The organism is Candidatus Symbiopectobacterium sp. NZEC127 (assembly GCF_025962675.1).
Taxonomy (GTDB): Bacteria; Pseudomonadota; Gammaproteobacteria; order Enterobacterales; family Enterobacteriaceae; genus Symbiopectobacterium.
Genome location: NZ_JAGFPG010000001.1, coordinates 1,124,334 through 1,147,812 on the forward strand (window position 1 = coordinate 1,124,334; position 23,479 = coordinate 1,147,812).

Here is a 23,479-nt window from a genome sequence, read left to right on the forward strand (position 1 = left end):
CACCTGGTACATTGATAAAAAAATACTGACGATTAAAAAGCTATGCCGATGCGGTAATAGGCAACCACCGCGTCAGGTTTCATCCAATCCGGATGGCTGAGCGGCCACCCCACCGTGATTTGCTGTGAAAGATGGGTGTTGGCAAGCCCCATGCCGAGTGCCGCGCCCCACAGGTTTCCTGCGGAGTCACTGTCGGCACGGGTGGCGACCAGATGACCGCCATCCAGCGCGGCGGTCAGGGTTAGTTGCCCCAAATAGGGGATCTGCCGCGCACGCCAGTTGATCTCGTTACGCCAGTAGCCGCCGCGATCGCCCAACAGGTAGTGTTCTTTGAAACCACGCACCGAACTTTCCCCACCCAGCGTCACTTGCTCACTGCCGTAGAGCGGATGGGGTGAGTATTGGCCGTAGAAACTGGTGAGGTAGTTGACACTGTCGCTTAAGGGGAGGTAGTAGCTGGTCGCCAGCGTCACTTTATTGAACTGCGCGCGGGGAGAATCGGCCGTGACACCCTCATCGCTCTGTGCGCCAAACCAGCGCACGCCGCGGCTAAACGCCGGATTGAAGGTAGCCAGCCCGCCCCACAGCGACTGACTGTGATTGACGCCAAACACCAGACTGCTCAACCGACGACTGCTGGATTGCAGCAGCACATCCTGCATGTAGTTGTGCGCGATGCGGTGCGTCATTCCCGCCGACAGGCTGGTTTTTGCGTCTGCGTTACGAAAAACCACGCGTGAAAGCGCAACACGGTGGGTTTGCGTATCGCCGGTAGAACGCCAAAGATAATCGCGATTCAAAAAATCATTGCGATAGCGTGTTTTGGCAAAGTCATAATTGATGTTCCAGTAGCCATACGGCAATGACACGCCGGTTTGCAGACTGCGGGCATGGTGCGCGTCGATAAAATCGCTGCTCTGCCCACCGCTGATAAACCATTGATCCGCCAAACCCAATACATTATCTGCCCATAAACCGCCGTTAAGCTGATGCTCCCCCGTCGATTCTTGTCCGCTGTTATCAAAGGCGATATTGCCAGAGAGCGGTACGCGCGACTGGCGCGTCAGTTTTACCTGAGAGAAGCCGGGCTGTTCGCCGGGTAAAATATCGATCTTGACCTGCTGCGTGGCAAGGCGATTGAGTTGCTCCATCCCTTGCTCAAGATCGCGCAGGTTGAGAATATCCCCTTTCCTGGCCGGTATTGCCATTTTCAGTGCGCGTGCTTCACGATCGTTGATCGTGATGGTTTCAATACGCCCTTCCAGCACCATCAAGGTCAATATGCCGGTAGACAGATCCTGTTCACGCAGAAAAGCGCGGCTGGTGACATAGCCTTGGGTAATATACCAATTGCTGACGTCATGGATCAGTTGATTAATGTCATTAACATTCAGGCAACGATTAATATACGATTCGGTCAGGCGCTGTTTATCACGTACCGATAATAAGGTGCTATTAACAAATTCGACCTGCCGAATGGTAAAGCAGGTGCTATTCACTATCAGCGTTGGCTGCGCCGCGATAGGTTCAACGCGATTAGCGCGGGTTATTTCCTCACGCTGGCGCTGCGCTTGCTCAATCACGTCAGATTGTCGTTGCGAAATCTCCCCCCGCTCCGCCGGTGTTAAGGGTACAGAGTTGGCGGAAAAGGAGAACAGAAAAAGTAACAAAGACCATCGCTGCAAAGGGTATTGCATACGCCATCCATGATAAATTTATTTAATATCAGACAAATAAAAAAATTTAAAAAATTACGATGCGCGCTGTAAACAACGCACATTGTGAATAATGTTTTTGGGGATGATAGAAGGAAGGAATGGCAAACTCAATATAGCGTCAAAGATTTGCGTCTGGAGATTTTTATTTGCATTAGCGCGTTATTTTATTTCACCCTAACAAAAATAAGGAATTTTATTAGGTTGTAAAGCAGAACAATGCGGCCTGCGACACTTTATTTTTTACTATCGTTACCAGCCTAATAATATAATAAGCGATGGATGGCGTTACCACTTCAGCATAAATGAGCCACCTTCGGTCATTAACCGCATTTCACCCGGCATTAAAGTCGTATCAGCTTCAAGATGCCAGCCCAAATGCGCGTGCTGGCTGAGCCACGACGCCACGTCGGTCTGTTGCATCGGATGGCAATAGAGTACGCCCCGTCCCCCACCGCCCTGACGGCGTAACGACCGTCGCAGCAGAGCCATTGAAAACGTGTGTTTTGGCAAAATCGCTTTTGCGCGATAAGCAGTGTGTAATCGGTGGGTAACCGGGCCATTAAAACAAACAGATCCCTTTCTGTTGGCATAGAATGCCATCGGCCGCTTGCGTAACATAACGTATCTCCATGTGTTTCCTCAGCAAAATACCGTCGTCCCAACAAGGCGGGTCGAACAACGCGAGTGACTCTGCTGATACATCGACCATGCTACACCAATGTTATCGAGAGTGTTCTGAACACAAAATCCGATTTTTACCTGAAGTTAGCGCAAGGGCCCTGCTTATGTCAGCGACTTATCGGTCTCAAACAGCGTATTGCAGTAACGCTCGGCGTCGTAAAACGCGTCTTGCATCATAGCGATAAATGCCTGTTGCACACCGGTGAGTGTATGTCCGGACTGGATTTGTACCTGCAAGGCGCGCTGCTCCAGTTGGCGCATCGCCAAGGTTGCCAGCCGGAGCGGCGCTTGTCGGCACTTGTACATCACCGAGTAAAAGCTGCATGCCGTTACCGCCTGCGGCGTGGAGAGTACATAGTGATAGAGCGTGGTGAAATTGCTGCAACAGAGCGTGGGCTCCAGGTAGGCCCCCTGCATGCGGCAGGAGAGATCGAACAGTTGACGCAGCGTGGTGGTCGGCTCCGGCAACGCCAACGGGTAAGCGGCCAGATCGGCTAACATGATGGTATTGCCCGCCAGCGGGTGATCCTCCGCCATCAACAACAGTAACGGCGCGGGTAGCGAAAGCAGCACCTCAACACCGTGCTCTGGCGCAAACGCGAATTGCAACGCCACATCCACTTCACCGTGACGCACCATCTGCGAGACCTGCTGCGCCGATCCCACCTTCAGATAAAACGCGGTTTCCGGGTGTGATTGTTGAAACTGGGCAAATAAGTTGGGCAACGCATCGAAGGCCATCCCCTCGGTACACCCGACGCTGATCAGCGTTTTACGCTGCGCACTCAGCCCCTGAATTTCAGCCACCGCCGCGTCTAAATCCATCATGCTTTTACGCACATGATTTTCCAGAATACGGCCTGCGTCAGTCAAAATCATGCCGCGCGCGTGGCGCTCAAACAGCAAGACCCCCATGCGCTCTTCCAAACGCTGAACCTGTCGACTGATGGCGGACACCGCCACGAAGAGCTGCTGGCTGGCGGCACTCAGTGAGCCCGTCGTAGCCACAGCCAGAAAATAGCGGAGTTCACTGCTCAACATGATGTGAGAAATTCCTAATAAGCCGTTTGAGGTTTATATGAAAAGCAAAGCTTGATTGCAAATTTTATTATGGTGGCAAAGCCCATTTTTCCCTTAAATAGCCTTTGCTTTTCCAAATTAATCATAAAGGACTCTATGACACGTTCCGATGTCATTCACCGCGCCACCCGCTGTGTGACGCGTGGCGATTTTGCTCATACTCTGGCACGTCGCCTGGCGCTGGCCACCGAAAGCCAAAAACCCAATAATCATGCCGCCCTGCGCGCTTACCTGAGCGATGAGCTGCGTCCGGTATTGGAAACCATGGGCTTTGTCTGCCATTTTCTCACCACCGAGGCGGCACCGGAGATGCCTTTTATGCTGGCGGAACGCATTGAAGATCCTGCGCTTCCCACGCTCCTTTCCTATGGGCATGGAGATGTGGTGTTCGGCGATGCGGCCAACTGGCGCGCGGGGTTAGATCCGTGGCAACTGATCGAAGAGCAGGATCGCTGGTACGGGCGCGGCAGCGCGGATAATAAAGGCCAGCACACCATCAATTTACTGGCGCTGGAACAGGTCTACCTGGCGCGCGGTGCCCGGCTGGGATTTAACTGCAAGCTGCTGTTTGAAATGGGCGAAGAGATTGGCTCTCCGGGGCTGGCCGAGGTGTGCCGCCAACATGCGGCGCTGCTGGCAGCGGATATTTTTATTGCCTCCGATGGCCCGCGCCTGCATGCCGATAGCCCAACGCTGTTTTTAGGCTCGCGCGGCTGCATCAATTTCAAACTGCATGTGCAGGAACGCGACCGCGCTTATCACTCGGGCAACTGGGGAGGGCTGCTCAGCAACCCCGGCACACAGCTTGCCAACGCTATCGCCACGCTGGTTGACGGCAGCGGCAAGATACTGATCGATGATTTGCTGCCACCACCGCTGACACCCGCGCTGCGCACCATATTGCAAGATGTGGTGCCAGCGGGCAATCCGGGCGACCCGGATATCGACCCACACTGGGGTGAGCCGGGTCTGAGCGCCGCCGAGAAATTGCTGGGATGGAACGCGCTCGAGGTGCTTTCGTTTGTTACCGGCAATCCGGCACGCCCGGTCAACGCCATTCCGGCGTCGGCGACAGCGGTATGCCAACTGCGCTTTGTGGTCGGTACTGACAGCGATCGGCTGATTGATCATGTGCGCCGCCATTTGGCTCAGTACGGCTACGGGCATATTACGGTGGAACTGCTTAACAGCTCCCCTGCCACCCGTTTTGATCCACAAAACCCGCTGGTGGATTGGGTACTGGATCTGATGCGCGAGATCAGCGGTAAAAACCCAACGCTGCTGCCCAATCTGGGTGGCTCGCTGCCCAATGACGTGTTTGCGGATATTCTGGGATTGCCGACGCTCTGGATCCCACATTCTTATCCCACCTGCGGCCAGCATGCGGTCAATGAGCACCTGCTGCGCCCGGTGGTGGAGGAAGGATTGGCGATCATGACAGGGCTGTTCTGGGAACTGGGTGAACAAGGTAGCGCCCTACTGGCGAAACATCGCGAGTACAGCCTGGAGTAGTCAGACAAAGCCACTTTCCCTCTCGTCATCCTCGGCGAAAGCCGGGGATCTCTGTAAGAAGAAACGCGTTTCACCTGCAAGAGATTCCCGCCTGCGCGGGAATGACGGTGGTAGGTGGGAATGACGGTGGTAGGAAAACTAGTCAGCAGTAAAAAGCCGCTAACGCGGCCTTTACAGTGTCGTAGCAACGACGCGCTTACGGCTTGTGACGCGCCGTCATCCATTCCGGTTTCTGGAACGCCGAGAACATGGTGTCTTTGCGATCGAAAAAGGCTTCGAACTCCGGCGATTTCACTGCGGCTTTCAAATCCTGCGCAAACGGTTTATCGGCATCTTCAGTGCGCACCACAATCATGTTTTTCAGGTCTTCCGGCAGAATATCCAATTGAATGGCATCAGCCAGTTTCAGCCCGGCGGAGATGGCGAAATTGGCGTTGATCAATGACCCGGTTACGCCCCCCAGCGCGCGTGGCAGCTGTGCGGCTTCCAACGGTTTAAACACCAATCCCTTCGGGTTTTCGGTGATATCGCGCAACGATGCCTTGGTGGGAGTGATATCCGGATTGATCTTGATCAGCCCGTATTTTTGCAGGAAATCCAGCGAACGCGCCAGATTGGACGGATCGTTCGGTAGCGTCACCACATCACCGGCTTTCAGTTCATCAAGGTGTTTAACCTTGTTGGAATAGAAGCCCATGCTCGCCGTTGGTACAGTGATAACTTCAGACAGTTTCAGGCCTTTATCGGCGCTAAACCGGTCCAGATAGCGGCGGTTTTGGAACAAGTTGGCATCAATGCTGCTGTTGGACAGTGCCAGATTGGGCTGAATATAGTCGCTGAATTCGCGTACCGTAACGGTATAGCCTTTCTTTGCCAGCTCCGGTTTGATGGCCTGTTTTACCATATCGCCATACGGACCGGGAGAAACGCCGATCGTGATCTCTTTCGCCGCATCAGCGGCATAGGCTTGCCCAAACCCCAGCAAGGGAACGAGTAACAGCGGTAACCATTTCTTCAATGTCATGTTGCGATTCCTGTGTTAGTAGAGTGGGCGCTTCCCTGGTGGTCACGCCCCAATGCTGAACCTCAGCATTAAAAGTGGAACGTTTCCTCGCCGTAGCAATAGCGCTGATACAGCGTGGGATTGATATCAAAACCGATGCCGGGCGCGTTTGGCACCGCAACGCAGCTATCCGCATCCATTTCCACCAGCGGCAGCATGAAATCTTCATGCCAGTAGCGGTTGGAAGGCGGAATATCGTGGGCATAAACGAAATTGGGCAAGGTGGCGACCGCAATGTTGTGCGCTTTGCCCACCGCCGTGTCCAGCATGCCGCCGCACCACACCGGGATCTGGTGCGACTGACAGTAGTCATGGATCAGTTTGGTTTCGGTGATACCGCCAACCCGCGCCACCTTGATATTGATGATGCGGGCGCTACCCAACTCGATGGCTTTGCGTGCATCTTCCACGGACGCGATGCTTTCATCCAGACAGATAGGCGTGGCAATCGCCGCCTGAAGTTTGCGGTGGTCGACAATGTCATCGTGCGCCAGTGGCTGTTCAATCATCAGCAGATTGAAATGGTCGAGACGCTTGAAGAAATCGATATCGTCCAACGAATAGGCAGAGTTGGCATCGGCCATCAGCGTAATGTCGCCAAAGGTGCTGCGCAGCGCCTCGATGTAATCGATATCCTTGCCCGGTTTGATTTTGATTTTGATGCGGCGATAACCTTCATCCAGGTAGCCAGCGACCACCTCGACCAACTTTTGCGGAGAAGACTGAATGCCGATGCTGACACCCGCTTCCACACGATCGCGGGTGCCACCAATCGCCTGATGCAGTGGAATGCCCTGCTGTTTGGCAAAGGCATCCCAGATACCGCCTTCAATCGCCGCTTTGGCGCAGTTATTGCGTTTCACCGGCATAAAAATTTCACGCACTTCAGAGGGATGGGTAATCGTGCCAGCCTGCTTCATCATCGGGATCAGAAAATCCCGCATGATGTGCCAGGCCGTGACGTTAGTCTCTTCGTTGTAAAACGGCAACGAAATCGCGGAGCAGTCACCATAGCCGATAACGCCCCCGGCATGGACTTCCGCAATGGTGAAGTGCTTTTCCGTTTGGGTGGCAAAACTGGTGGTAAACGGCGTCTTCAGCGCCATCTTCATTTTGCGCAGTACAATCTTGTCAATTTTCATGCGTCTTTAACCCTGTATTCTCAGTGTCTGGCCTCAGCGTTTCTCACGCTTGTTGGCCCGGCGTGATACCCAATCCCCGGCGGTTTGTACCAGTTGCACCAGTACCACCAGCGCAATCACGGTGATCACCATCACTTCTGTTTCATAACGGTAATAGCCAAAACGGATCGCCAGATCCCCGACGCCACCGCCGCCGACAATACCGGCCATCGCCGAATAGCCAATCAGGCTGACCAGCGTGATGGTCAACCCGCGCAGCAGCCCCGCCAACGCTTCCGGCAACAACACGGTCGCGATGATCCGCATTGGGCTGGCACCAAACGCTTCTGCCGCTTCCACAATGCCAGGGTCGACCTCACGCAGCGCGGAGTCTACCAGTCGGGCATAAAACGCGATGGCCGCCACCGACATCGGCACTGCCGCCGCCACCGGGCCGATGGTGCTGCCCAGCAACCACTGTGTGAGCGGCAACAGCAACACCAGCAGAATCACAAACGGCACCGAGCGAATAATATTGACCAGCACGGTGGAGAGCAGGTAAACCACGCGGTTCTGCCAAAAAAGATGACGATCGGTCACATAGATGGCAATACCAAGTGGCAGCCCAAGTAACACGGCCCCCAGAGTAGAAATCGACACCATGGTAAAGGTTTCGCCAAACGCCAGGCTCAATTCACCCATTAATTCATTCATGGACAACCTCCACGCCAAAGGTGTGTTGACCAATATAGGCCAATGCGGCACCGACGTTATCTGCCTGCGCGCCATCCTGATGCGAAATCTGGGCAATGATATGCCCGAGTGCGCGCTCATTGATGTATTCAATATTGCCGTGCAGGATATTGATTGAAACCTGAAAACGCTGAGCCACCTCGGATAGCACCGGTTGCTCCACAGAGTCATCGGCAAACAGGATTTTCAGCAACGGGCCTTTGTCAGAACGATAAAACCGCTCGGGTAAGTCTATCTTGTTGGCGTGCTGTACCAACTGCCGGGTAAACGGGTGCTTTGGCGCGCAGAACACATCAAACACGTCGCCCTCCTCCACGATATTGCCGCCCGTCATCACCGCCATACGGTGGCAGATGCTTTTGATGACATTCATTTCGTGTGAGATAAGCACCATGGTAATGCCTAACTGGCGATTAATATTTTTCAACAGCGCCAGAATCGAGGCCGAGGTTTCCAGATCGAGCGCTGAGGTCGGTTCATCGCACAACAACACATCAGGATGGTTGGCAATGGCGCGAGCAATACCCACCCGTTGTTTCTGGCCGCCGCTCAGCTGCGCCGGATAAGCGTTACCGCGTTCGGACAGCCCCACCAGCGTGAGAATTTCCGGCACCCGTTGTGCGATCTCCGCACGGGATTTACCGGCGGCGCGTAGACTAAACGCCACATTTTCAAACACAGTGCGCGTATGCATCAGGTTAAAGTGCTGGAAGATCATACCAATACGCTGACGATGCTGACGCAGTTCGCGTCCCGCTGCCTGACTGATAACCGTCTCACCGATACTGATACGGCCCTGCGTAGGACGTTGTAGCATATTGATGGTGCGTAACAGCGTGCTTTTCCCTGCACCGCTGGTGCCGACAATGCCGAATACTTCGCCGGAGCGAATGGTTAAATTAACATCGTTGACGGCCCTGACCTGACCGGTTTTACCACCGGGAAAGTCTACGCACACGCCTTCTAACCGAATCATGACCGGGTTAACTCCTCTCGTGAATGCGGATAATGGATACGTTGCAGGAACATCGCTACTGGCGGAATCCGGCTGTGCGCTGCCTGTCTGTTTGGCTACTTATTTATGTCACGAGGGGAACATCAAGATAAATAACACATATAAAACAACAACATAAACATTATTATATCGTTATGTTAAAGTAGTGAGAAATGAGCGTTGCGTCAATGAATAAAAAAGCAAACCAGCTTTCTCATTTTTAGAAGAGAGAGGCAAGGAAACAGGGTGATGCACAACAATCTGCAATATCAGGTTTTTACCGAACAATATGGCACCGACCCGCACCAGACCGGGGATTTATACATCCCCACCCAGAAAAGCAAGGGGACCGTCTGCCTGTTTCACGGCGGTTTCTGGAAAATGCCCTACGATAAAAGCCAACTTGATGCCGTGGCAGTAAAACTGGTTGAAAATAACTTTTCTGTCTGGAATATCGAATACCGGCGAGTGGGCTATCTCCAGCAAGGGTACCCAGAGACGTTTATTGATGCGATCGAGGCCATCAATGTATTAGCCCCGTTGAGCGAAAAATATCCCCAGATCGATCTAAGTCCAGTATATATTGCCGGTCATTCTGCGGGAGGGCATTTGAGCCTGTGGCTCGGCAATCATAAAGCCCGCTTGAGTGAGCATGCATTGAACATTATTCCCGACGCTTTCATCGGTCTGGCCCCGGTGGTGGATTTAGTAGCAAGCTACGGCGATATGCAGCGGCGGGAATTTATCACGGCATTCCTTGGCTGCACGCCCGATGAAAACAGGGATATTTACCAGCATACCTCTCCTATTGCCCTGCTACCCGCCCAGGGTAAACAGGTTATTTTTCACGGCGAGCATGATGAAGTGCTCCCGATTGGCGAAATAGACGACTATGCACGGCACGCTCAGCAAAAAGGCACGCACGTCGAATGCATAACTATCGCGCAGGGAACTCACATGGATTTTTGCGATCCGGATAGCCAATCGATCTCTCGTTTTATCGATTGGCTCAATGCGCAATCCGAGTCGCGATAGGATGTTCTGAGCCCGGTATAAAAACGGCCTTTGCCGTCGCCCGTTAGAGCGAAAGCAAAAGCGCAAAAAAGATCAAACTCAGCAGCACCGCCAGCAGCATATTGCGGATAAAGAAAGCGATAATCACGCTGAACAGTGCGCCCCACAAATAGGGGTTATCGCCGAGCGGTCGTACAATACCGTGATCCATTAGGATGATCGGGCCGCAAATCGCCGTCAGCAGGCAGGGGGCGGAATATTTCAGCGCTTGCTGTACCAATCCGGGCAGGCGAATCGGCAAACGCGGTTCGAGAAAAAGATAACGGTTGAGAAACACAATGCCCGCCAGGGCAAATAACAACGCGCCACTCATAGCACCTCCTCTCCGCGTCGTGACAGCAGTGCTGAAAAGAACATACCGCTCAGCCCGGCGATCACCACCGCGCCTTCCACCTGGAAATAGGCCAGCACCATCGAGAGCGACAGCGACAGCACCACGCCCAGCAACGTACTGATGCTGCGCACCATCGGTACCACGATGGTAATAAAGGTGGCAATAATCGAGAAGTCCAGATGATAGCGGGCCAAATCCGGTATCCGTGTCGCCATGGCGATGCCGGCAAGGCTGAAGATCACCCAGCAAACATAAAAAAATCCGCCAGCGGCAATCAAATAGCTGACGGAACGCGGCTGCTGTGCCGACTTGCCACCGCTCAACGCAAACAGTTCATCGGTCAGCAAAAAGCCTATCGGCAGACGATAGCGCAGCGCCAGACGGGACACGTAGTCGCGTAAGGTCAGCGCGTAGATAATGTGTTGAGTGGTGATGAAGAAAACGGTGATCAAAATCGTGACGACGTTGGCACCGCTCATCACCAACCCCAGCGTAACCAACTGCGCCGCACCGGCAAACACCAACGCCGACAGCCCAATGGATTGCCAGAGCGGCAACCCCGCCTGCACCGCCATCGAACCGGCCAGAATGCCCCAGGGCAGCACCGCCAGACAAAACGGGAACATATCCAGAATACCGGCGCGGATATCGCGCCACCGCGCGTCGGGTAGGCTGGCGTTGGGCGCAGCGCCCGGTTGTGATAAAGCATGCTTTTCCATAGCGTCCTGAGACCTTTGTAATAGAGTGCGGTCATTCAGGCTAGCCAAACGTCAGGGACAGCGTATTGAACAAGATTGCTGTCAAACCCAGCCGTTTTAACGCGGTTGATTAACCTAACAGCGGTTCTCGCGCCGTCTGATCCCAGACAATGCTTTGAATAAAACTGCCGGGCGTGGCGCCAAAGGCATTTTTAAAATGACGGGTGAAGTGGCTCTGGTCGGAGAAACCGCACTGCGACGATACCGCTGCAAGCGTATGCCCATGCAGCATCAGCGTCTTCGCCTTACGCAACCGCGCCTGCACCTGGTAGGCATGCGGAGGAATGCCCACCAGCGCCTTAAATTGACGTAAATAGTGCCACGGACTCAGCTCCGCCATCGCTGCCAACGTGGTCAGCGACCACTCTTGCTCGGGCGTATCATCCAGCAGCATTTTGGTCTGTAGCACGCGCTGCTCGGAAAAAGGCAGCGGGCGCGGCGGGCGGCGGGTTTTGCTGTAACGCAGCATCAACCAACTCAGCGATGAGAACAGCAGCGTCTCTTTTAACAGCGTGTTACCCGGTTGCGCCAACAGGCGAAACGCCATCTGTAACTGCTGCGCCAGACCCGGATCGTGCAGCACTGCGTCAGGAAACCACGGCACCGTCCCGTCGGACTGATGGAGATCGTGGGAGATAGCGCGAAACAGATCCGGATGTGGGTAGATGGCGCGATAGGCCCAGCCATTTTCACGGGCCGAGCATCCGGTATGAACATCATCCGCATTGACCAAAATGATGTCGCCCTGCGGCGCAACGTGCTCACCGCCGGTGCGATAAAAACGCTGAGCGCCTTCTTCAATCACACCGACACAAAAGGTGTCATGCACATGGCGGGAAAAGCGTTGGCGATAATAGCGTGCCTGCAACATTTCCAAGCCGCCAAAGGCTTCCAATCGATGGTACTGCGCCTGTTCACGTGGCGTTGCTTTGCTCATAGAGTGCCCCCTGCTGTTACCGCTTCTGTTAGCAGTATCCGGATATTCACACCATTGTCACTCCGCATTCTCTACGGGTTTAGAACAAAATTGCGCTGCCACGCATTTTTCTCTTCACGATCGCTGCGGATAACCGGTTTCTTTTTCCGGTGGCCGATGCGCGATGATGCATCATATTGTATAATACACCGATTGAAGCGACAGGAATGCGCTGTTTCTTGGGGTGAATGCGTGAATTATCCAATAGGGCAAATCAACCACTGTTATCTGGGTTCCAGTGTGTACACCATGCTGCGCGAAGCGCTGATTATGGGGCGGCTAAAACCGGACGATCGGCTGCGAATTCGCGAACTGGCCGCGCAAGTTGGCACCAGCGTCACTCCGGTGCGCGATGCCATCCTGCAACTCGCCAAAGAGCAGGCGCTGATCCTGAAAACGCCGCGCGATATCCGCGTACCGCAGCTCACCAGCGCGCAGTTTATTGAGATTCGTACCTTGCGCGTATCGCTGGAAGGCAGCGGCGCGCTGCACGCCGCCGCGCTGATGACGCCGGGTAAGCTTGCCGAATTGGATGCCAATATCACGCAAAACCTTCAGGCCATAGACGATAACGATTTGAGCGCGGCGCTGCGTCTCAACAGTGAGTTTCACCTGATGTTGGCGCAGATGGCTGACATGCCGCTGCTCAGCCAGTTTATCGGCAGCCTGTGGATGCGCACTGGCCCGCTGATTGCCCAGGCCTATGCCCATTTTTCCCATCAGATGGCGATTGAGCACCATCAAGAGGTGGTGGCAGCCCTGCGCAAACAGGACGGAACCGCCGCACAGCAGGCCATTCAGCAGGATATTCTCGATGGCAGCGATACCATGCTGGCGTTCATTGAGCACGCGGAAGAGAATCTGTCGCAAGCGTAGTTCCCCTCATAAGCAAATGCGATTAAAGCATTTAAATATCACATGATCAGCCTGCAATAATGCGAATTAATAATTATTCGCCACGTACCGCCCTGCTGCACGGCGGTACGAATTTACACCAGGTATCGCACGATCATGACATTCCCAAAACTTCCGCTTTCTCACCTGGCACAACGCCTGAGTGCCGATCTGGCACTGTTGGAATTACCCGCACGCCCCTGGTTGAAAGAGAGCGCTCCCGATTACGATGTGATTATCGTCGGTGCCGGGCTGTGCGGTTTGACCGCCGCCGCCGCGCTAACCCTGGCGGGCGTAACCCGCATTCTGTGCCTGGATAAAGCCCCCGCCGGACAGGAAGGCCCATGGATCACCTCCGCGCGCATGAACGATCTGCGCACGCGTAAAGAAGCGGCGGGACCGGCGCTCGGCATTCCCTCCCTCACCTTCCGCGCCTGGTATGAAGCGCAATATGGCGCGTCGGCCTATCAGGCCATGTCGCGCATCCCGCGCGCACTGTGGATGGCCTACCTGACGTGGTATCGCGCGGTGCTGAATCTGCCGGTGCGTAACCAGGCGCAAGTGACACGGGTCGAGCCGGGCCAACGGGGCTGGGTTGAAGTGGATATCGCGACGGCGCAAGGAAAGCAGCAACTGCGTGCCCGGCGCGTCGTGTTGGCGACCGGCATTGATGGGCTTGGCGGGCCAGCATTGCCCGCGGTGGCCCGGCAGATACCGGCGCATTACATCGCCCACAGCGCAGACATCATCCATCCCGACCAGGTTGCTGGAAAGCGCGTGGCAGTAGTCGGTTCCGGTGCGTCGGCAATGGACAATGCCTCCTTTGCCCTGGAAAACGGGGCCGAACGGGTCGACATCTTCTATCGTCGTCCCACGCTGCCGCGCATTGATAAATTTACCGGTATCGGCCATCAGGGACTGACGCTAGGGTATGTCCATCTGCCCGATGAAACCAAATGGCAGTTGATGCTGGCAGGAGAACAAGCCCAAATCCCGCCGCCGCGTCACAGCGTGCAGCGCGTAACAAAGCATGCCAACGTGGCCTTCCACCGTGCCAGCCCGCTGATCTCACTGTGGGAGCAGGATAAGGCAGTGACGCTGCAAACGCCGCACGGCCATTTCCACGCTGACTTTATTATTTTTGCCACCGGCTTTCAGGTGGATTTTCAGGCTCGCCCTGAATTTGCCTCATTCGCCCACGCGGTGTGCCAGTGGCGCGATCGTTATCATCCGGCCGCTGACCAGCAACATGACGGATTAGCCTCTGCGCCTTATCTGGGTGAACACTTTGAATTATTGCCCAAACCGGGCGCAGACGCCGAACAGGCAGCGATATCGACCCTCTACTGTTTCGCGTTCCCGGCGGTGCTGAGTCACGGCAAATTAACCAGTGGTATTCCCTCGATCGCCGAAGGTGCCCAACGCTTAACCCGCGGCATTGTCAGTTCACTGTTACACGAAGACCGCGCCGAACTGCTTGCCCGTTTTCAGGCTTACGACACGCCGGAACTGCTCGGCGATGAGTGGCAAGAAGCCGACAATTTCAGCGCACTGCCGCTCACACCATAGCCAACCAGGGAGTCACTATGTCCAGCGAAAAAGAGACGTTGCACCAACAATCCATCGTGATTGATGGCCTGCAAACCTGCGACTGGAGTCGCGCCATATTTGAAGAAATGCGCGATGGCGGCATTACTGCCGTTAACTGCGCCTCCCTGCTGTGGGAAAACTTCCGGGAAGGCATCGATTATGCCTCGCAATGGCGACGGTTTTGGCGCGAAAACGAGGACCTGATTCGACCGGTGCGCACGCTGGCTGATATCCATGCCGCCAAAGCGGAGCAGCGGACCGGGATTATCCTCGGTTGGCAAAACACCTCCCCGCTGGAAGACAAACTGGAATACGTCGAGATATTCAAAGACCTCGGCGTCGGGGTGATGCAGTTAACCTATAACACCCAAAACTACTCGGGTGCCGGCTATCTGGAAACCCGTGACAGCGGGTTAACCGGGTTTGGGTACGAAGTGCTGGCGGAGATGAACCGCGTCGGCGTGCTGTGTGACCTCAGCCACGTGGGCGATCGCACCAGTGCCGATGTTATTGCGGCATCCCGCGCGCCGGTATGTATCTCTCATGTGTTACCCCGCGCGCTCAAAGACGTAAAACGCAATAAACCCGACGAGCTGCTGGTTGGCTGCGCACAGGGGGGCGGCATTATTGGTATCAGCCTGTTCTCCCCCGGTCTGGCGGCAGGCAATGATGCCACGGTCGAAGACTATCTGGATGCCATGAGCTATGTCATCGATCTGGTCGGGGAAGACCACGTCGGTATCGGCACTGACTTTTCTCAGGATCGTCCGCGTCCGGGGCCCTGGTTACTGTGGGCCAATCGCGACAAGGGAACGGCACGCACATTAGCGCCCTTCGGGTCAGCAAAAATCAATAAGCCGCAGGGCATTGCACGCATTCGGGAGTTCCCCAACCTCACTAACCGGATGCTGGCGCGCGGATGGAGTGAAACGCGCGTGCGCAAACTGCTGGGAGAAAACTGGCTGCGGGTTTTGGGCGCCGCCTGGCAGCCCGCTGCGCGCGGGACACCCTCATTACCATTACCACAATAATAACCACCACAATAACAACCATAATCACCAGGAGATTCACCATGTCTGCTACTACAGGTTTGCATCGCAGCATCCTCGCACTCACGCTGTTGCCGCTGTTTGCACAGGCGGCCCCCACTACCGTTAACGTGGTGGGGTTTTCCGGCGTGTTTGCGGACAATTACCAGAAACTGGTTATCGCCCCCTTCGAGGCACAGCACCCGGATATCAAGATCAACTACCAGCAAAGCAAGAACTCCGCTGAATCACTGGCGTTATTGACCTTGCAGCGTAACGATCCCCATGTGGACGTGGCGCTGCTGGATATTTCCGTTGCCATCCGTGCCAATACCCAGGATTTGTTTGCGCCACTGGATAACGACGCGGTCAAAAACCTGAGTGCCCAGCCCGATTGGGCGGTTATCAGCGGCCAACGCTCCGTCGCCTTTTCACAGGATAATCTCGCCATTCTTTATAACACCGATCGGGTCAAGCAACCGCCTACCAGTTGGAACGATCTGACCGATACCCAATACAAAGGGCGCATTGCGGCACCGTTAGCGGACACCCGTGGCGTCACGTTATTGCCGATTCTGACCCGATTAAAAGGCGGTGACTACAAGCAGGATATCGAACCGGGCTTTACCGTGCTGAAGGCCATCGCCCCGAACGTCGCCACCTGGGATCCCGCACCGGACTGCTACGCGGTGGTACAAAGTGGTGAAGTGGATCTGGCTATCTGCTGGAACGGGCGTGCGCAGTATCTGCATGATAAGCAAGGGGGAAAAATCGGTATTGCGCTACCGCGAGAAGGGAGCATCGGCCAGATCAACACCATCAGTCTGGTAAAAGGCTCCAAACAGGCCAGCGCAGCGCAGCAATTTATTGACTACGCGCTCAGCGCCGAGGCGCAGCGCACCTTCGCCGAGCAAAGCTTTTATGGGCCCGTCAACACCCAAGTGACGTTGAGCGCACCGGCGGCGGCGCGTATTTATGGCAGTAAAGAGGCACAGCAGGCGCAATGGGCGCTCGACTGGCCTTGGGTTGCAGAACGCTACGCGCCGTGGATCCAGAAGATTCGTCGCGATGTGATCGCGCTGCATTGATGGCGGGCACGCCACGATTACCCCTGTTATCGCTGAAGAGATAGACGCCGTATGTCCGATGTTCACCTTTCCGTCAACCAATTGGCGAAATCCTATCCGGGGGCTCCGGCCCCCGCCGTTGATGACGTCAGCCTGCACGTGCCGCGCGGCGAAATGCTGGCGCTGCTCGGCCCGTCGGGCTGTGGCAAAACCACCCTGCTGCGGATGATCGCGGGTTTGATCGCCCCCACAGCGGGCAGTATTCAGCTTAATGGCCGGGACATTTCGGCCATTCCCGTGCATCAGCGCAACATGGGCATGGTGTTTCAAGCCTATGCGTTATTTCCCCACCTGAGCGTGGCGCAAAACATCGCCTTCGGGCTCGAGATGCGGGGCATCAAACGTGCCGAGCGCGCCAAACGGGTACAGCAGGCACTGGCCTTGGTTAAACTTGGCGGATTAGGCGATCGCCGCGTCAGCCAGCTCTCTGGCGGGCAGCAGCAACGCGCTGCCATCGCCCGTTCGTTGGTGATTGAGCCAGAGCTCCTGCTGTTTGATGAGCCGCTGTCTAATCTGGATGCCAAACTGCGTGATGAAATGCGTGATGAAATCCGCGATCTGCAACGCCGAACCGGAATCACCGCGCTGTTCGTCACGCACGATCAAGATGAAGCGCTGTCGATGGCCGATCGTATTGCCGTGATGTCGCACGGAAAACTTGAGCAGATCGGCACCCCGGATGCCATTTTTGATCAACCGGAAACCGAGTTCGTGGCGCGTTTTATCGGCAACGGTAATTTCTTTGACGCCACGGTACTCCAGCCCCACCGGGTCCACATCGAAGGCCTGGGGGAACTGCACCTCGCCGATGCGTTGACGCCCGGCAGCCGGGTGCGCCTGTTGATTCGCCCGCACCGCCTGCGCTGCGTATCTCCCGGCGCACCGTCACCGATCAACACGTTTTCTGGCCGTGTCACGCAGCGTGTTTATCGTGGACAGCACCACACCCTCAGCGTGCAGGTCGGCCCGCACCACTTACTCGCCGATCTGCCTACCCAGACGGGTATCACTTCAGCACTCGGCGACAGCCTGATGCTGACGGTAGCGCCCGCTGATATCACCTGGGTCGGGAGGCACACGCCATGACCGTAACGCGCCCAACCACACGACGCTCACGATTGCTACTGCTGGCGTTGCTGCTGCCAGGTTTGCTGACACTGGGGGTGACCTTTGCCGCCCCGTTAGCGTGGTTGATCCGTGCCTCCTTCAGCCCCATAGGCAGCCTGATCGCCCCCTCTGCGCCCTGGAGCACCAGCGCCTATGCCGCCGTGCTGTTCGATCCCTTTTACTGGCGCGTGGCTGGCAATACCTTATGGCTGGGGCTGATGGTCAGTCTGCCCGCCGTCGTACTCGCCTACCCGATCGCCCTGTTCCTGCACCGCAGCACCAGCCGCTGGAAAGGCGTACTGACCGCATTAGCCATCGCCCCGCTGCTGACCTCCTCCGTGGTGCGCACCTACGGCTGGATGGTGCTGTTAGGCGACCGCGGGGTAATCAATGCAACGCTACAGGCGTTATCACTGACAGCAACGCCCTGGCGTCTGAGTAACAATACGCTCGGCGCGACCCTTGCGTTGATTGAAATCCTGATGCCTTACGCCATTCTCGCCATGCTGAGCGGTTTCGGACGGCTTAATCAGCAACTGGAAGAAGCCGCACAGATGCTGGGTGCCGCACGCTGGCGCGTGTTTTTACGCATCACGCTGCCGCTCAGTTTGCCGGGGGTATTAACCGCCGCACTGCTGGTTTTCGTGTTGGCCATCTCGGCGTTTGTCACCCCGCGCCTGATGGGCGGTGGACGGGTGTTTGTACTGGGTACCGAAATTTTCAGCGAAGCGACCGTGACCCTCAACTGGCCGCTGGCAGCGGCACTTTCCGTACTGTTGCTGGTGTTGTTCAGCAGCATTATTGTGCTTTATCAACGTGCCTTACGGGCACTGGAACAGTGAGACCACCATGATATCTCGCGCTTGGCAGCCAGGCACTCTCGCCTGGCACAGCTTTATCTTTCTGCTTTATCTTTTTCTGCTGGCACCGATTATCATCGTGTTTATTATTTCATTCGACACGCGTCAGTATCTTGCCTTCCCACCCGCTGAGCTGTCACTGGGCTCGTATATCAAGGTGCTGCATAATCCGGTATTTATTGCCGCGTTTGGGCGCAGCCTGACGCTGGGGATTTCCGTGGGTGTTGGGGCCATTGTGGTGGGTGTGCTGCTGGCTTTCGCCCTGACGCGCTTTCAGTTTCGCGGCCGATCTGTTATCGCCTTTCTGGCTGTGGCACCGTTTTTGGTACCGCATATCGTATTGGCCGTCGGGCTGATGTTGGTATTGGCACCGCTTGGTCTGCTTGATACTTATACCGGTATTGCTGTGGCACACCTGGGCATTACGCTGCCCTATACGGTCAGAACCGTGACCATGAGCCTGCTCGCCGTCGATCCGCGCATTGAAGAGGCGGCGCGTATCCACGGCGCATCGCCCTGGCAGGTGTTTCATCGCATCACGCTGCCGCTGATTCGTCCGGGTGTTCTGGCGGGTGGCGCAATCGCCTTTTTGATCTCCTTCGATGAAGCCACCCTGTCGCTGTTTCTGGTCTCCACCCGCGCCTCCACCTTGCCGACCGAGATTTACCGTTATCTTGAATACGCCACTGACCCACAGATAGCCGCGCTGTCGGTTATTTTGATCCTGACATCCCTTGCGGTGGTGGTGGTGTTGGAGCGGCTGATCGGGCTACGCAAGGCGTTGTAAGGTGCCGGGAATGTCCCGGCATAGTGGCAGGGTTAGCGGCGCTGGGGATGACCGAGGGTGTGCATCAGGCGGTTGGCCCAGCCAAAGATCGCGGCGGAATGCATCAGATCGATAATGTCACCGTCGTTAAATCCCTGCTGGCGCAAGGCGGTGACATGATGAGGTTCAACCGCCACAGGGGTCTGTGACAGGGCACGGCAAAAATCGACCAGCGCCTGGGTTTTTTCATCGAAAGGCGCATCCAACCCGCGCGTGTATATCGCACTGACCACATCGTTACGCCCCGACAGCGCTTCATAACGCCGCGCGTGAACCGAAGCACAATAGGCGCAGCCGTTAACCGCAGAAGCCACCAGCGCACCCAACTCTCGTTCGGCACGCCCCAATCCGCCCTCGCTGTACATAATGGCGTTAAACAGCGTGGTGCGTGCCACATAAGAGTCAGGATCGTGTGCCAGGGTTCGCACATAGGGAGAAACCTGAGTGCTTGACGGCGTCACCTGCATTGCGGCCCGTTGTGCGGGCGTGGCGTTATTCAGATCCACTGGGGTCAGATAGGGCTGCCAGGTCAGGGGCAGCACGCGGACCTTTACCGCAGGTATCGTGGTTTTCCCAGGCTTCATTGTCCCTCACCCAGCGCTGACAACCCAGCCACAATGCGCGATTCAAAATTGATAAAGGCGATCAGTTCGGATAGCGCAATGATTTGCGGCGTTGTCCACCCCACCTGTTGTAAACGCCCAAGATCTTGCTGCGTGCTCATTGCGGGACTATTCGTGACGTTGTCACAATGATAAACCAACGCCTGAAAGGCTGCATCGTCGCCCTTGCCGTCTGCGCCCAGCCCCTGATGCGATTGCGAAGGCGGCAAATCATCCGCAAGCCGTTGGTAAAAGGCCACCTGCGCTGGCACACCCAATGCGCGCGCCATACGCAAAGCGAGCACCACACGCAGCGCGGCCGATAACCCCTGATCGTCTTGCGGCGTCAACACGCTGTAACGACAGGCCTCCACGCCAGAAACATATTCCGGGCGTAGCCGACGTAGCTTATCGCGCGGTGAGCCGGCATCAATACCCGCCATCTGATTGATCAGGTCGTTTCCCGCTTCCCGCAAGGTGATATTACTGTGCATCAGCATCGTACCACTCATCTCCCAGCAACTCGGGCGTATCAAACACGGTTAACGCGTCGTAGTGTTGCGCGCAATCCTCGACAAACAGGTGGCGCGCGATCCCCTGAGCCAATCGTTTTGCGCCTTCGCTCACCGCGGGAATATCCCCCGATAGCTTGCCGTGTGTCAGCGTCGAGGGGTAATTGAAGCAATGCAGACGCGAAATCAACGGGCTGTTCTCCGGCGTTTTCGCCTGAAACTCAAAGGCCGGTCCCAGGTAAGGCGATGACGCCAGTTCGCGGTTCTCCTGCCCCTCGGGCGGCGTATACACATCCGACCAAAACAGCATATCATCAGCGAAATGGCGCAATTCGCCGCGCTTGGAGACATCAACGTCAAAACCCGTGGCAAAGATTGCGAAATCTACCTCGTAGCGCCCTTTGGGCGTGGTCAGCACCAGGTGCTGCTGCGCCTCCTCCAGGGTGACGATCGGGCTTGCCAGATGAAAATAGGCGTTGGCATGGCGTGACACCCTGCGGGTAGAGTCGCGCGGAGGCGGCGTTTGTGCCGAGAGTGTCGTGGCAAGAAACTGCCACTTCCAGGCATCGCTAAGTCCGACGAATCCCTGCACCACCCCCTGACTGGAAATACCGGTGAATTTATTAATACGTGGAATATCGTCGCGTCGAATGAAGAGATCGACACGCTGCGCGCCAGCTTCCAGCGCCGTCGCCGCGTTATCCATGGCTGAGGCACCGGCCCCCACTACCGCCACCCGTTTGCCTTGTAGCGCGGAGAAATCGATCGGTTGCGCCGAGTGCGCCCAATAGCGTCTATCCACCCGGTGTGCGATATCCGGCACGGCGGGCCCGCCCAAACCGTCGCGGCCATTCGCCAGCACCACACGGCGCGCGTAGTAGCGCTGCGTTGCACCGGTGAGTCGATTACGGGTATCCACCGCAATCAGCTTGTGCTGATAGGGCGTCAGCGCCACGATTTCCGTGTTATTGATTACTGGCAACGCCAGCACGCGGCGGTACCAGGTAAGATACTCCATCCACTGGGTTCGGGAGATTTTATCCAGTGCTTCCCACGCCGCAGCGCCGAATTGCGCCCGATACCAGGCGCGAAACGTCAACGCGGGCAACCCCAAGGCCGGACCGGTAAGCTGCTTTGGCGAACGCAGGGTTTCCATGCGCGCGTAGGTTACCCACGGGCCTTCCTGACCTGCGGGCGCACGATCGAAACAGAGTATATTATCCACCCCCACCATGCGCAGCGCTGCCGCTGCCGTCAGGCCACACATTCCCGCGCCGAGGATAGCCACATCCAGCACCGGATGTTCCTCGACATAGTGTAAAGGCACCCAGGGTTTGGCTGGCAGTTCCAGCAGGCTCAAATCGTCATATAACCGGGCTTCCAGCGCAGAGAGTCCAGCCCCCTCACTCGTGTTCATTTCGCTCCGTTCCTTTGATGATGTTGCTTATTCGTCACAACTTTAATTATGTGTTATTTGAATTATTATCCATTGTTAATGCTTATTCTTAATAATTATTCCGCATGAGGATATGCAAAAAAGGAAATATACAGCGCGCGCATTTTCACGCATGCTTGGCACCATGCATTACCATCACGCCAACGCGCCACGTGGCGGGTACACCGGGGGGTTAGGGTGTATAGTGGCAGGCTGGCTTCCCGGTTGGAAAATAACGCACTATGTTGAAAACGCCCTTAATCGAAGATTTGGATCTGCGCCAGTTGGAAGCTTTTTCTGCGGTGATCTCAGCGGGAAGCATTACGGCCGCCGCCAAGCTGTTACATCGCTCGCAACCCGCCGTAACGCGATTGATTCAGGAATTTGAAAGCAAGATTGGTTACCCGCTGTTTGTGCGCAACGGGCCACGCATTCACCCCACCGAGCAGGCACTACAGCTGCATGAATCGGTGGAACATGCCTTGATTTCGCTGCATCAGGTGCAGGTGCGCGCTCAGGAGATCAGTGCTGCGGAAGAGAAACCGCTGGTGATTGCCGCCACGCCAGCCATGGCTGCGGGGTTATTGCCTGACGCACTGGCAAAACTGGCGCTGACCATGCCGCTGCAAATCCTCAGTTATACGGCGGAACAAGCGGTGCACAGCGTGATCGAGGGACGTGCCGATATGGCTATCAGCAGTTTGCCGCTGGAGCACAAGAACGTTGAACGGCACTGGATCGGGCAAACGCGCTGCGTGGTGGTGTTACACGAGGACGATCCGCTGGCACAGCAGGAGCGCATCGCGCTGGACGCCTTGGCGGCGCGGAAAATCATCACGCTGTACAATCCGTACCGCCAGCGTCACCGTTTTGAGCTGGCGATGAAAAAGGCCAAGATTACACCGCAGTATGTGATTGAAACCAACGCCTCAGCCAACCTGTTGGCGTGCGTGCGCAGCGGATTGGGCGTTGCCATTACGGAACCGGTGACAGCCTATGGCTTCCCGTTAAGCGGGGTGGCGGTAAGAGAACTGGACGTGGATATTCCCTATTACTTTGGCGTTATTACGCCTCAGGCAAAAACAGTGCGCCCTATCGTTGTGCAATTAATTGATGCACTGGAGCAAAGCGCACGGGAATTACTCCCTGCATTTACGCTATTTCATTCTGATGAGCACCATAAAATCATGGTGTCGCTTAATAGTTAATGTTGGGAACAGCATATACCCTAAATAATTCGAGTTGCAGGACAAAACGTTTACGTTTTGAACAGCGCTTGCGCTGGCCCTTCAGGGCGAGACTCATTTATGAGTCTCGTAACGCGGCAAGCGAATGAATCCCGGTGAGCTTACTCAAGTAAGTGATTCGGGTGAATAAGCGTAGCCAACGCACATGCAGCTTGAAGTATGACGGGTATAAACGTCATTTTAATTT

At 55.8% G+C, this 23,479-nt stretch carries 23 protein-coding genes; 10 read left to right on the forward strand and 13 right to left on the reverse strand.

The annotated features are described in order from the left end of the window. Positions 1-32: 32 nt before the first annotated feature. The 3 genes from J5069_RS05080 to J5069_RS05090 all read right to left on the reverse strand — a co-directional run bounded on the left by J5069_RS05080 (position 33) and on the right by J5069_RS05090 (position 3,440). The gene (locus J5069_RS05080; protein ID WP_264642829.1) at positions 33-1,697 is read right to left on the reverse strand and encodes a ShlB/FhaC/HecB family hemolysin secretion/activation protein; all 1,665 of its coding nucleotides are present in this window, start codon (positions 1,695-1,697) and stop codon (positions 33-35) included. A gap of 306 nt (positions 1,698-2,003) precedes the next feature. Continuing rightward, the gene (locus J5069_RS05085) at positions 2,004-2,207 is read right to left on the reverse strand and encodes an HrpE/YscL family type III secretion apparatus protein (RefSeq protein ID WP_264642830.1); all 204 of its coding nucleotides are present in this window, start codon (positions 2,205-2,207) and stop codon (positions 2,004-2,006) included. A 294-nt stretch (positions 2,208-2,501) separates the two neighbouring features. Next, entirely contained in the window at positions 2,502-3,440 is a 939-nt protein-coding gene (locus tag J5069_RS05090) for a LysR family transcriptional regulator (RefSeq protein WP_264642831.1), read from the reverse strand. 135 nt (positions 3,441-3,575) lie between these two features. Here J5069_RS05090 and J5069_RS05095 point away from each other — a divergent pair, with 135 nt between their 5' ends. After that, complete coding sequence (locus J5069_RS05095) at positions 3,576-4,991, forward strand: M20 family metallopeptidase (RefSeq protein ID WP_264642832.1); 1,416 nt, start codon at positions 3,576-3,578, stop codon at positions 4,989-4,991. Positions 4,992-5,187: 196 nt separating this feature from the next. On the opposite strand, the gene J5069_RS05100 is transcribed toward J5069_RS05095, so the two are convergent. From J5069_RS05100 to J5069_RS05115, 4 genes are all read right to left on the reverse strand, one after another. Then, complete coding sequence (locus J5069_RS05100) at positions 5,188-6,015, reverse strand: MetQ/NlpA family ABC transporter substrate-binding protein (RefSeq protein ID WP_264642833.1); 828 nt, start codon at positions 6,013-6,015, stop codon at positions 5,188-5,190. 68 nt (positions 6,016-6,083) lie between these two features. Then, positions 6,084-7,196: an o-succinylbenzoate synthase gene (gene menC / locus J5069_RS05105; protein ID WP_264642834.1), complete on the reverse strand. Its 1,113-nt coding sequence runs from the start codon at positions 7,194-7,196 to the stop codon at positions 6,084-6,086. A gap of 33 nt (positions 7,197-7,229) precedes the next feature. Further along, positions 7,230-7,889, reverse strand: a complete 660-nt coding sequence (locus tag J5069_RS05110; RefSeq protein WP_264642835.1) for a methionine ABC transporter permease — start codon at positions 7,887-7,889, stop codon at positions 7,230-7,232. Beyond that, positions 7,882-8,904: a methionine ABC transporter ATP-binding protein gene (locus J5069_RS05115; RefSeq protein ID WP_264642836.1), complete on the reverse strand. Its 1,023-nt coding sequence runs from the start codon at positions 8,902-8,904 to the stop codon at positions 7,882-7,884. The genes J5069_RS05110 and J5069_RS05115 overlap by 8 nt, the downstream gene beginning before the upstream one ends. 267 nt (positions 8,905-9,171) lie before the next feature. Here J5069_RS05115 and J5069_RS05120 point away from each other — a divergent pair, with 267 nt between their 5' ends. Beyond that, positions 9,172-9,957 (forward strand): alpha/beta hydrolase, encoded by a 786-nt coding sequence (locus tag J5069_RS05120; protein ID WP_264642837.1) that lies wholly within the window; start codon positions 9,172-9,174, stop codon positions 9,955-9,957. Positions 9,958-10,000: 43 nt separating this feature from the next. On the opposite strand, the gene J5069_RS05125 is transcribed toward J5069_RS05120, so the two are convergent. From J5069_RS05125 to J5069_RS05135, 3 genes are all read right to left on the reverse strand, one after another. Continuing rightward, entirely contained in the window at positions 10,001-10,309 is a 309-nt protein-coding gene (locus J5069_RS05125) for an AzlD domain-containing protein (protein WP_264642838.1), read from the reverse strand. After that, complete coding sequence (locus J5069_RS05130; RefSeq protein WP_413542217.1) at positions 10,306-10,956, reverse strand: AzlC family ABC transporter permease; 651 nt, start codon at positions 10,954-10,956, stop codon at positions 10,306-10,308. The genes J5069_RS05125 and J5069_RS05130 overlap by 4 nt, the downstream gene beginning before the upstream one ends. 202 nt (positions 10,957-11,158) lie before the next feature. Further along, complete coding sequence (locus J5069_RS05135; protein WP_264642840.1) at positions 11,159-12,025, reverse strand: AraC family transcriptional regulator; 867 nt, start codon at positions 12,023-12,025, stop codon at positions 11,159-11,161. Positions 12,026-12,256: 231 nt separating this feature from the next. On the opposite strand from J5069_RS05135, the gene J5069_RS05140 reads away from it, so the two are divergent. From J5069_RS05140 to J5069_RS05170, 7 genes are all read left to right on the forward strand, one after another. Beyond that, positions 12,257-12,940: a GntR family transcriptional regulator gene (locus J5069_RS05140; protein WP_264642841.1), complete on the forward strand. Its 684-nt coding sequence runs from the start codon at positions 12,257-12,259 to the stop codon at positions 12,938-12,940. Positions 12,941-13,075: 135 nt separating this feature from the next. Then, positions 13,076-14,527: an NAD(P)-binding domain-containing protein gene (locus J5069_RS05145; RefSeq protein ID WP_264642842.1), complete on the forward strand. Its 1,452-nt coding sequence runs from the start codon at positions 13,076-13,078 to the stop codon at positions 14,525-14,527. A 17-nt stretch (positions 14,528-14,544) separates the two neighbouring features. After that, complete coding sequence (locus J5069_RS05150) at positions 14,545-15,579, forward strand: dipeptidase (protein WP_264642843.1); 1,035 nt, start codon at positions 14,545-14,547, stop codon at positions 15,577-15,579. A gap of 41 nt (positions 15,580-15,620) precedes the next feature. Further along, a complete protein-coding gene (locus J5069_RS05155) occupies positions 15,621-16,664 on the forward strand; it encodes an ABC transporter substrate-binding protein (protein WP_264642844.1) in 1,044 nt (347 codons plus the stop codon). A 51-nt stretch (positions 16,665-16,715) separates the two neighbouring features. Next, the gene (locus tag J5069_RS05160; RefSeq protein WP_264642845.1) at positions 16,716-17,789 is read left to right on the forward strand and encodes an ABC transporter ATP-binding protein; all 1,074 of its coding nucleotides are present in this window, start codon (positions 16,716-16,718) and stop codon (positions 17,787-17,789) included. After that, a complete protein-coding gene (locus tag J5069_RS05165; RefSeq protein WP_264642846.1) occupies positions 17,786-18,652 on the forward strand; it encodes an ABC transporter permease in 867 nt (288 codons plus the stop codon). The genes J5069_RS05160 and J5069_RS05165 overlap by 4 nt, the downstream gene beginning before the upstream one ends. A gap of 7 nt (positions 18,653-18,659) precedes the next feature. Further along, complete coding sequence (locus J5069_RS05170; protein ID WP_264642847.1) at positions 18,660-19,457, forward strand: ABC transporter permease; 798 nt, start codon at positions 18,660-18,662, stop codon at positions 19,455-19,457. Positions 19,458-19,489: 32 nt separating this feature from the next. Here the strand turns inward: J5069_RS05170 and J5069_RS05175 are convergent, their stop codons facing one another. Genes J5069_RS05175 through J5069_RS05185 form a run of 3 tightly spaced genes read right to left on the reverse strand, consistent with a single transcriptional unit; the run spans position 19,490 to position 22,027 of the window. Beyond that, on the reverse strand, positions 19,490-20,080 hold the full coding sequence (locus tag J5069_RS05175) for a peroxidase-related enzyme (protein WP_264642848.1): 591 nt from the start codon (positions 20,078-20,080) through the stop codon (positions 19,490-19,492). Next, positions 20,077-20,598, reverse strand: coding sequence for a CMD domain-containing protein (locus J5069_RS05180; protein ID WP_264642849.1), 522 nt, complete (start codon positions 20,596-20,598; stop codon positions 20,077-20,079). The genes J5069_RS05175 and J5069_RS05180 overlap by 4 nt, the downstream gene beginning before the upstream one ends. Next, entirely contained in the window at positions 20,582-22,027 is a 1,446-nt protein-coding gene (locus tag J5069_RS05185) for an NAD(P)-binding domain-containing protein (protein WP_264642850.1), read from the reverse strand. Before J5069_RS05185 ends, J5069_RS05180 begins: the two co-directional genes overlap by 17 nt. Positions 22,028-22,287: 260 nt before the next feature. Here J5069_RS05185 and J5069_RS05190 point away from each other — a divergent pair, with 260 nt between their 5' ends. Beyond that, positions 22,288-23,253 (forward strand): LysR family transcriptional regulator, encoded by a 966-nt coding sequence (locus J5069_RS05190; protein ID WP_264642851.1) that lies wholly within the window; start codon positions 22,288-22,290, stop codon positions 23,251-23,253. Positions 23,254-23,479: the final 226 nt, after the last annotated feature.